1 protein-coding gene is annotated in these 283 nt (G+C 55.5%); it reads right to left on the reverse strand.

All coding sequences use genetic code 11. The features are described from left to right. Positions 1-207, reverse strand: a 207-nt coding sequence (locus tag ACXAH9_RS17185) for a hypothetical protein (RefSeq protein ID WP_474896085.1), incomplete at its 3' end; no start/stop codon positions are given. Positions 208-283: the final 76 nt, after the last annotated feature.

Consider the following 283-nt stretch of genomic DNA (forward strand, 5'->3'; position numbering starts at 1 on the left):
GGTGCCCGTCACACCCAAAGTACCTGCCACACTCGCATTGCCCGTACTTGGGTCGATCGTCGTAGCGCCTACCGTCAGGTTCGCTCCCGTCACATCTAAGCCATTCTGTGCATCCACATTGCCCACACTCGTTACCTGACCATTGTCCGCTACGGTGAACGTCGCTACCCCAGCATCCTGGATCACAAAGTCGGTCGTCTCACTCAAGTTCACCGTCACATCGCCTTCTAAATCTGTCGCGGTGATCGTGTTGCCATCGATGTACGCCTCATTTAACGTCTGG

The organism is Ekhidna sp. ABH4_415 (assembly GCF_056161305.1).